The sequence below is a fragment of the Marinomonas profundimaris genome, from assembly GCF_000508165.1.
In the GTDB taxonomy this organism is placed as follows: Bacteria; Pseudomonadota; Gammaproteobacteria; order Pseudomonadales; family Marinomonadaceae; genus Marinomonas; species Marinomonas profundimaris.
This window is the reverse complement of sequence record NZ_AYOZ01000025.1, coordinates 1-8,964: the sequence shown is the minus strand read 5'-3', so window position 1 is coordinate 8,964 and position 8,964 is coordinate 1. Positions and strand designations below refer to the sequence as shown.

The 8,964-nt window shown below is 45.9% G+C and carries 9 protein-coding genes and 1 pseudogene; 6 read left to right on the top strand and 4 right to left on the bottom strand.

Going from position 1 to position 8,964, the window contains the following annotated elements:
* On the bottom strand, positions 1–1,165 hold a 1,165-nt coding region (locus tag D104_RS30635), incomplete at its 3' end, for an IS91 family transposase (RefSeq protein WP_051997761.1).
* Positions 1,166–1,383: 218 nt separating this feature from the next.
* Between D104_RS30635 and D104_RS37700 the strand changes: the two are divergent.
* A pseudogene (locus D104_RS37700) lies at positions 1,384–1,455 on the top strand (AAA family ATPase); the annotation flags it as partial.
* 54 nt (positions 1,456–1,509) lie between these two features.
* On the top strand, positions 1,510–2,253 hold the full coding sequence (locus tag D104_RS30630; RefSeq protein ID WP_024024474.1) for an ATP-dependent metallopeptidase FtsH/Yme1/Tma family protein: 744 nt from the start codon (positions 1,510–1,512) through the stop codon (positions 2,251–2,253).
* 22 nt (positions 2,254–2,275) lie between these two features.
* Here the strand turns inward: D104_RS30630 and D104_RS30625 are convergent, their stop codons facing one another.
* Genes D104_RS30625 through D104_RS30620 form a run of 3 tightly spaced genes read right to left on the bottom strand, consistent with a single transcriptional unit; the run spans position 2,276 to position 3,196 of the window.
* The gene (locus tag D104_RS30625) at positions 2,276–2,593 is read right to left on the bottom strand and encodes a DUF1801 domain-containing protein (protein ID WP_020745968.1); all 318 of its coding nucleotides are present in this window, start codon (positions 2,591–2,593) and stop codon (positions 2,276–2,278) included.
* Between the two features lie 3 nt (positions 2,594–2,596).
* Positions 2,597–2,734, bottom strand: coding sequence for a hypothetical protein (locus D104_RS37480; RefSeq protein WP_198033587.1), 138 nt, complete (start codon positions 2,732–2,734; stop codon positions 2,597–2,599).
* Positions 2,735–2,779: 45 nt separating this feature from the next.
* On the bottom strand, positions 2,780–3,196 hold the full coding sequence (locus D104_RS30620) for a BLUF domain-containing protein (RefSeq protein WP_024024473.1): 417 nt from the start codon (positions 3,194–3,196) through the stop codon (positions 2,780–2,782).
* Positions 3,197–3,303: 107 nt separating this feature from the next.
* Between D104_RS30620 and D104_RS37040 the strand changes: the two genes are divergently transcribed.
* The 4 genes from D104_RS37040 to D104_RS30605 all read left to right on the top strand — a co-directional run bounded on the left by D104_RS37040 (position 3,304) and on the right by D104_RS30605 (position 8,963).
* A complete protein-coding gene (locus D104_RS37040; protein WP_024024472.1) occupies positions 3,304–5,097 on the top strand; it encodes a sensor histidine kinase in 1,794 nt (597 codons plus the stop codon).
* Positions 5,098–5,510: 413 nt separating this feature from the next.
* Positions 5,511–5,816: a 2-oxoglutarate and iron-dependent oxygenase domain-containing protein gene (locus D104_RS30615; protein ID WP_024024471.1), complete on the top strand. Its 306-nt coding sequence runs from the start codon at positions 5,511–5,513 to the stop codon at positions 5,814–5,816.
* Between the two features lie 196 nt (positions 5,817–6,012).
* The gene (locus D104_RS30610) at positions 6,013–8,136 is read left to right on the top strand and encodes a TonB-dependent receptor family protein (protein ID WP_020745975.1); all 2,124 of its coding nucleotides are present in this window, start codon (positions 6,013–6,015) and stop codon (positions 8,134–8,136) included.
* A gap of 227 nt (positions 8,137–8,363) precedes the next feature.
* Positions 8,364–8,963, top strand: a complete 600-nt coding sequence (locus tag D104_RS30605) for an MFS transporter (RefSeq protein WP_200866764.1) — start codon at positions 8,364–8,366, stop codon at positions 8,961–8,963.
* Position 8,964: the final 1 nt, after the last annotated feature.

Below are 8,964 nucleotides of genomic sequence, written 5' to 3'. Positions count from 1 at the left end.
CCTCGGCACGCACCTTAGCATTGGGAGCAAACACGCCATAAAACCTCGTAAGGTTTAGCCTCGGCACTGGCACCAGTGCCGCGAGCTTGCCTATGAAATCCAAGGGAGTAAAAAAGACATGTGTGGTACCGTCTTGATAGGGAGTTTTCAGTTGATATCTTACTTTTCCTGAATCGGTTAGACTCAATCGTTGCTCGCTTAACGCTGGCCTTGAGATATATCTGCATAGCCTTTCCAGTTTGTCAGTTTGATGGCTGTCTGCAAACACCCCAGCGTGTAAGCTAAAACCGTTTATTTGAGCTAATTGACCGTAATGTTGTTCGTCTTTGGCAGGTAAGGTTTGCAAGGCAAAGACTTTTTTGCCTGTATCTGGTCCTACAGCAATGCGGTAATTGACAGAGGCTGCTTGCAAGGGCAGTAAACTATCTTCGTCATCCATGGGTAAATCGAGAAATGTGTTGTCCATATCCCGTTGAACGAGCCCGGCCTTCTCCAAGTAGGTCGCGATGCGATGGCTAATGACATTCACGAGGGTTTCCATATCATTGTGGTTTGGTGCTTTAACGCACTTGAATTTGGACTGTCCACACTCCTGAGTGATAACGCCTTCCAAAAAGAGCATGTGAAAGTGAATATTGAGATTCAGTGCACTACCAAATCGCTGAATGTAAGTCACCGCTCCTGTGTTTGCTTGCTTCTTAAGATACCCAGCCCGATGCACAATATCGCAAGAAATAGCACGATGAATGATTTGCATGATTTTACTTAAGTGTTTGGGATACCTAGCTAGAAGTAGACGAAGCGGGATGGGTAAACTCAATACCCATTGGCGTACAGGGTAACCGTGAAGAACATCTTCAACTAACAACTTGGCACTTTCTGCCATCCTTCTTGCACCGCAACTTGGGCAAAATCCCCTGCGTTTGCAGCTGAACGCCAGCAGTTTCTCATGCTTGCAGTCGTCACAAACTACACGCAAAAAACCATGCTCAAGCCGACCACACCTAAGAAACTCTTCAAACTCTTTTACCACATGAAGTGGTAACGACTTCCCTTTTTGTGAAAGCTGCTTCTGAAATTCTGGGTAGTGGCGTTCGACCAATTGATACAGTAACGTCTGCTCTGGACGATGTCGTTTATAGGTATGAGAGTGAGTTACTAGCAATGGCGCCTTTATCTTGAATTGGCATCACAGTGTGTATATGATTTTAATGTAAATCTACTGATCAATAGGGTGGGAAATTTATAGTCTCAAGGTCCGAAAAACGTACAATGCAGCCCCTCATACTTTAGCTTCCAACCAACTGAGCCTTTTCATTGCCTTGGCAGAAAAGCTGATTTCCAACCTTAGAATGCAAATAGCCAAATAAAGGCGCGGTTTTTATTGTCGCGGCTACCAATCGGCTGGATAAACTTGATGAAGCATTATTACGTTCAGGAAGGCTTGATCTTCATGTCCATGTTCCTTTCCTGGATAAAAATGCCCGGCGCTGGTTTATCGAAAAGTTCTTGCAGTACGACGTTTACGAAGAGGCTATAGATGTTGATTTAATCGTATCACTAACGGCTGGTATGAGCGGTGCAGATTTAGAGAAGGTTCATCGGGAGACAGTGCTTCAGGCTCTAAGTAAGAATACTGGCAAAATTGGTCAAAGTACGTTACTGGAAGAAATTAATATTCTTAAATATGGCGCTAAACGGACACTTGATAAGTGCGCAAAAATGCTGGCAGAAACCGCCTTTCATGAGGCTGGTCATGCGGTTATCTCAAAAGTTCTGATGCCAGAGAGAATAATTGAACAAATAAGTATTGTGCCCAGAGAACAAGCTTTAGGAATGGTGGCCTACAACAGGGAACAAGAAATTGATTACACGAAAGCTTTTTGGTTCTCGCAGACATGTGTAGCGTTAGCTGGTCGAGCGGCCCAGGTAAAACAGTTCGGAGATGAAGGATTAGATACCGGTGCCAGCAGTGATTTGAGGCAGGCCATGTGGTCTGCCTGGAATCCTGTTGCCAAATACGGAATGCATCCCGATAGTTACAACTTAGACACCACAGTGTTACATGAATGGAGCGGAGACGTTTACTTTCAATCTCAGACTGAAAAATTAATCAAAGAGTGGCTGGATGAAGCAACCCTGAAAACTGATCAATTAGTTGACCAATACTGGGAGCAAATAAGCAAGGTTGCACAAGCTTTACTGGAAGAAGAAGTGTTATCAGAAGCGCAATTTAAGTCGTTAATAGAGTAGAACAGTAAAAGTGGAACAAGTTCTATTTTTTGAGGCTTTGATAAACCGATATCCAATCATCAACGCTCACTTTGCTGACCAACTCGCCAATTAAGTTGTAGGGAATGTGTTTGGGGTTTTTAAAACGGATACAACTTTTACCCATATCCAGCTTAGTAGGTACCGCTTCGGCGTAACGGACCCGAAACCAGCTTTCGAGCTCAGGCATTGCATAAATGCCCATATGATAAAAGCCATAATGGCTTTTCTGTGCCGCCAGGTTCATAAAGGGTAATGGCAATTCTGGGTTGCAATGATAACCGGCAGGGAACAGTTGATGGGGCACCACATAGCCAATCATGTTTTAGTTGATGCATTCGCTAAATCTGGCTGGCAGGTTATCCAGTATTGTCTGGCGTAACTGTGATATTACCCGCTGCTTTTCCACGGGTAGGGCGGTAATGTACTGGTCTACCGATGTGTAACTCTGTGCGTCGGACATAGTCGCTCCTGGCTAACTTAGGTTAGATTGCTTAACCACTATGCCTTAAAGGTTGTCCTGATTACCAGCAAGGTGTTGCAGGAATTGGAATGCCTGTCGAGGGCTCATGGTTTCCGGCAGGAACTCAGTCTGGCCCATCTCTTTGAGCAATTTAGTAAACTCGGCACTGCCGCCGGCGTAGCCCATTTTCCACTGTTTGAAAATAGGGGCGGTGATTTCCTCATAGCTGATAATAGTGATTTCGTCATGGCGGGGGTCATCAGCAATATCCAGGTAAAGCTCGTTAACGGCGCTGCGTTCGCCTTCCAGCGCCTGCAAAAAATATTGTTGTTCGTAAGAAAGCATACCGCAAATGCCCTCGGCCTGATTGTTACGGCGGGCGGTGTCGAGAATGGATTTCAGATCGCTAAGTGACATTTCCCGCGAGGCATGGCTGTAGTACACCAATCTCACTAACTTCATTTTTACTTTCCTTTTTTCTAAACTGCGTAATTGTTTGCGTAACTGCAGGCAACGACTATCTTTCAAATATAGCAGAGTTTTCAGAAACGGTAGTGTTGGGTAAATGTATGGAAAATCCAGTGTTTTTGGTTGGTCAGAGTCCAGACTTAGCGGCATTTTTGCCGGATAACACAATGCACTGCGAAAAATTAACCAGCCTGAGAAACGCTAAAAAGACACTGCGCAGTTGTAAGCCCTCACTGGTTATACTCTGTGTAGGCTCCGATGATGATATTTCCCTCTGTCAGTCGGTAGCCCAGTATATTCGTCAGGGGCTGGTTAACCAGGATACCCGTATCATTCTTATGCATAACCCCACTCAGCAACTGGACGAAGTAGTCTGGCTGGAAGAGTACCAAATCAATGCCTGTTTAACGGCGTCTGAAGCGAAAGCCAAGTTTAATGCCAGTGTGCTCAAACGGGAGCTGGCCACTTTTGAGTATATTGAAAACACCTACCGTCAGCACGATGCAGAAACAGAATTGCTGGTGTGTATCACACGCTTTTCACGAGGCGACGAAAAGCTCACGGCGCTGCTTTCAACCTTCTCAAATGCGCTGGCGAGATTATGCCATGCCCACTGCAGTTTCGAAATTTACCTGGAAAACACATCGCGTTTTCGGGTGCGTGGTTCCGATACTGCCAGCAACGATCTGGCAAAAACTATGCAGGCATTGTTATCAGAGGGCGGGCTGCCGGCCAGCCTTGCTCAGGCAATAGAAGAACAGCATCCACAAATTCACCTGCTCGATGAAAGTGGCGGACTGGAGCCGGTTACCCAACTTATAACCACTCATATTGGTAGTTATCTGGCATTCCCCATCGTGGTGTATAAACGCGTAGTGTGTTTATTGCTTTACCTGATCCCCGAACAGGAGATGGAGCGGGTTTCCATGAAGCAGATTACGATTATCAATAAGGCCGCTGAGCAGCTTACGGTGTTGTTAGAGCGCAAACAGGCTGAGTCGAGCCTCAAGAAACAATATACCCGTCTGCGGGATACGCTGCTGGAGCTTAAATCCACTAAACAGGCATTGGCACACAACGAAAAGCTCGCCAGTATCGGGCGTATGGCAGCGGGTATCGCTCACGAAATTAATAATCCACTGTCATTTGTGATCAGCAACTTCTCCTCAATGGATAGCTATCTGGATAACATTATTCAGTTGCAGTCCATGCAGAGTGAGCTGTTAACTGCCATAGACATTCAGCAGGATCAAAAAGCGGCTCATCTCAAACAAAGTCTCAGTGAATTTGAGGAGCAGGCGGGTATACCGTTTATTTTGGAAGATATCAGAGCAATCGTCGCTGATTCTTTTAATGGTCTGCAACGGGTTAAAAATATCATTAGCGACTTACGCTCTTTTTCTCATAATCAGACCGGAGAAAAAGAGGTTTGTGATTTCTCTGTGCTGCTGGATGACACTCTGAAGATGATGCGATATGACCTGGATAACAAGGTTAGCATCCAGCGGAATGTTGAGTTCAATGGCGTGTTGCATACGCACTCAGGTCTCATTGAGCAAGTACTGGTGAATCTGATTAAAAACGCTGTGCAGGCAATGGAAAAGGCGGATACGGCTGAGCCGGTTATTCAAATAAGCGCTGCAGAGATAGATAATATGCTGCACATTCGAATTAGGGATAACGGCCCCGGCATGGCGGCCGACATCCAGCAGAAAATATTTGAGCCCTTCTTTACCACCAAACCCATCGGCGAGGGAACCGGGCTTGGCTTATCGGTGGTGTATAACATTATGCAGCGACTGGATGGTTCGATTCACTGCGAGAGCGAACCCGGTGTGTTTACCGAGTTTACTTTGTTGTTGCCATTAAAGCAGGAAAACGCGCAGGCTGATTGAGTTTTAAGGCGATTTCGGAGCATGCTTCAATTGGGTTTTACCGATAATTTTCCCATTGCATTTAACCGGCTGCCGTGTAGTATTTTATTTATACCATATACAGAGCAGGCGCGTGGCAACCACTTCGTTTTTTCAATCAATGAGTATGACATCACACCGCTTTACATGCGGTGTTTTAGGATTGCTGATCGATTTAATGTCGTTGCTCACGGTACTGGCTCACGGTTGTGTCAAACAGCCGGCGAGCATTCCTCACTTTAGTAAGCTTAATTTACTGCCATGCAGTTACGGCTTCTTCCACTGGTGCCTGGCCTGGTGGGCTGGTAACACAAAATCTCTTTAACTTAACTCATGCGTCTGCGCCTCGATTGAGCGGACGCGGCATTGTCACCCATTTTTTAAAGAGAGCAAAAATGACCTTACCTGTCATCCCCTTTTATCCACATCCTGCCCCGGCGCAGGCAATCCACAAGAGCTTAAGCCAGTCTGGGTTTATGCAAATCAGCGACATTGGTATAGAGCCGACATTATTAGCGGAAGTTTATGCGGTCAGCCGTGTATTTTTTACCGGCGATCAGCAAACCAAATCCCGCTGCGGTTATCGCTCTGCTCAGGAAAACTTTGGTTATCAGGGATTGCTGGAGGAAAACCTGGATCCCACCGCTCCGGCAGATATCAAAGAAACCTTCACTATGCGTAGCTTCGTCCTGGGAATTTGAAAGGGAACAGCCACTCCTGGATTCTCACGTTTCGCTAGGAGACTTGCTAGCGCCCTCTGAGTGGGCAATCATCTAGTTCATAAGCATTTTTGTTAAATAGATTTTATTCTTCGAATTTTTTGTTGATAAAAAAACAATTATATATATCATATACGAACCATTATCATTTGTATTTAGAGTGTTAAAGGGTAAATTTATGAGAAATGTAAGTAGAGTATCTAAATTGGGTAAAGCGATAGCATTTGCACTAGCGGGACTGTCGAGCGCGTCCGCAATGGCGGCTATAGCGCCAGACGATATTGAGCGTATCACCATTAGTGGAAATAGCGATTCAACATTTCCACGCACCATGGCTGCCGTTGATTCTGGCAAAATCTTTGAGGGCAAAAAGACCTCAGTGGTAGAGCTTGATGAAATGCCTAACTTCATTGAGCCAAACTTAAGACAGATGTTTTCTACGCTGCCGGGGCTCTTCGTTTCAGATCAAGCCATCCCCAGTTTTTACAATGTGAACTACCGCGGCTTAGGAAACCCTCATGAGTCTGAGTTCGTGGGCTTTTTTCAAAACAATATTCCCCTAGCCGCAGACCTTTTCGGATACCCTACCATCTACTACATGCCGCCAGCACAGCGTATTGAGCGCATAGAATTCGTTCGCGGCGGGTCGGGTTTAATTTACGGTCCACAAATAGGGCCGACGGTAAACTTTATTACCAAGCGCGCAGAAGTAGGCCGCGATACGGGCTTTCGAACCGATCAAGCACTCGGGAGCAATGGGCTATATAGCACTTATAATGAGTTTGCCACTTCAACTGGAGACTTCGGTTTCTTTGCATCGGTAGACCACCGTTCGGCCGACGGCCCTCGAGATAATGAAGATTTCGATGTAACATCAGGCCACGTTAGTGTGGCTTATGAAGGGTTTGACGACATTCGCCTTGGTTTCGAACTTGATGTATACAACTCAGACTCTGGTGAAGCAGGTCGTTTGAGTACGACGGAATTTGAACAAGACCGCAATCAAACATTAACCCCATTCAATCGTGTTGAGATAGAACAAGTACTGGCTAATTTTACTTTTGCGCAGAAGATTAGCGATAGTGCGACGCTTGACGCGAATGTCTGGTATTCATACATGGACCGCTTTAGTCGCCGTTCTGGGCAATTTTCTGAGCCTGAGAATGAGCCTGCTACCACAAATATTGATCAACAAGAATTCGATAATTGGGGCTTCGACGCCCGTTATGCGCAAGCCTGGGGCGACAACAATGTGCTGACTGTGGGGACAACCTCTTACTGGGGAGATAGCCCAAGAACTCGTCACGTCAGTAGCGATATTCGCTCTAACCAACAGAACGCCGCTGACTTGCTATTCGATCAAGACCGTAAAATGACGTATAACGCCGTATTTATCGAAAATTTATTCAAATTCGATAAATTGAGTGTGGTACCTACCCTACGTTATGAGCGCGTTAATTACGACTTAGAAGAGTTGACTAAAAATCCAAGTCTAAACCGAGATCCTATCGACGTAGACGAGACTGAAAATGAACTGCTACTCGGTCTTGGCATGATGTATCAGCTCAACGAAATCAGTGAGCTTTATGCAAACGTTTCTGAATCTTATCGCCCTCAACGATTTGATGATTTGGCCAACCCCAATTCAGAACTCGCCAGCTCAAATGGCCCCGATGTTTCTAGTGCAATGAACTATGAATTTGGTTACCGCGCCATGCCTGTTGATGGTCTTGTACTTGACGTGAGCGCGTTTAGAATCGACTTTGACGACAAAATTGAAACTATTCAGGTAAATATCGCTGACATAGAGCGAGTGAACTCTGGCGACTCTCGCCATCAAGGCGTAGAGTTTAGCGTCGACTACGACCTTTTTGCGGGTCGTGCTGACGAAAGTTTTAGAATTTTTGCCAATGGCTCGTTGCTTGATGCCGAAATCGTCTCTTCCCTTAACGAGAGCCTGGTTGGAAATACCACCGCTTTTGCACCGGAGTATCTTTTACGCGCCGGGTTTATATACAACACGGAAAAGCTTGATGTCGCGCTTACTGCGACAATGGTAGACGAGCAATTTTGGCAAGACTCGAATGCGTCTAGAGGAACAGGCATCGATGAAATAGCCGCGCTAATTCCTTCCTATGAAGTTGTTGACCTGACCGCTGAATATCGTATCGATTCGCAATGGGCAGTATATGGAGGCATTAATAACCTTTTAGACGAGAACTATTATTCTCGCGTGAGAAATGATGGTATCGAACCTGCCCTCGAAAGAACCGTATTTGCAGGCGTACGCTTTCAAATGTAAATAGCAAAATTGTAAGCAAGCAGGGGCGATAACTTGGCCCTGCGGTGCGCGCTTATAACCAGCGTCTTTTCAGACCACCTCCACACTTCAACATGTAATAAAATCGCTCTTTACGACCATTTCTTTTTGTTTTACCTCGCCGTTAAATTCCCTCATATTCCCGCAAATAATTAATAGCCATTAGAACGCAGTTGCGGATTGCAGGGGCTTTAACGTTGGAAAACACATTGTCTACAGAGCCTAAAGTACGCATTTCAGCGCCGGTGATTGCCCTGGCAATGTATGCGATAGCGTCAGGCTATTTAATGAGCCTCATTCCACTTATGCTAACGCACTATGGCCTTGATACGTCGCTGGCCAGTTGGTTAGCAAGTAGCTTTTATGCAGGCCTTCTTCTCGGTGCGTTGGCCATTGAGCCTTTGGTTACCCGCTTGGGACACCGAAACGGATTTGTTTGGTGTTTAGGTACGCTCATCACTACTATTGCCATAATGCCTGCAATCCCTGACGCCAGCGTTTGGTTGCTTGCCCGGTTCGTTGCTGGCGTTGCCGTTGCAGGTGTATTCGTTGTTGTTGAGTCTTGGTTATTACATGGTAATGAAGCCGACCGCGCCAAGCGCGTGGGCCTTTATATGGGAGCGTTCTATGGTGGCAGCTCGTTAGGACAGCTTTGCCTTGGCTTTGTTGGCGTTCACGGTGTGATGCCTTTTGTCGCCATTTTTACTGCGCTACTTTTTGCTGTTGGTGTATTACTGCTTATAAAAAGCGATCAGCCCAGTAGCGCGGAAATCACACCACTATGGGGTTCTAGGGATTTTCCCCTCTAAA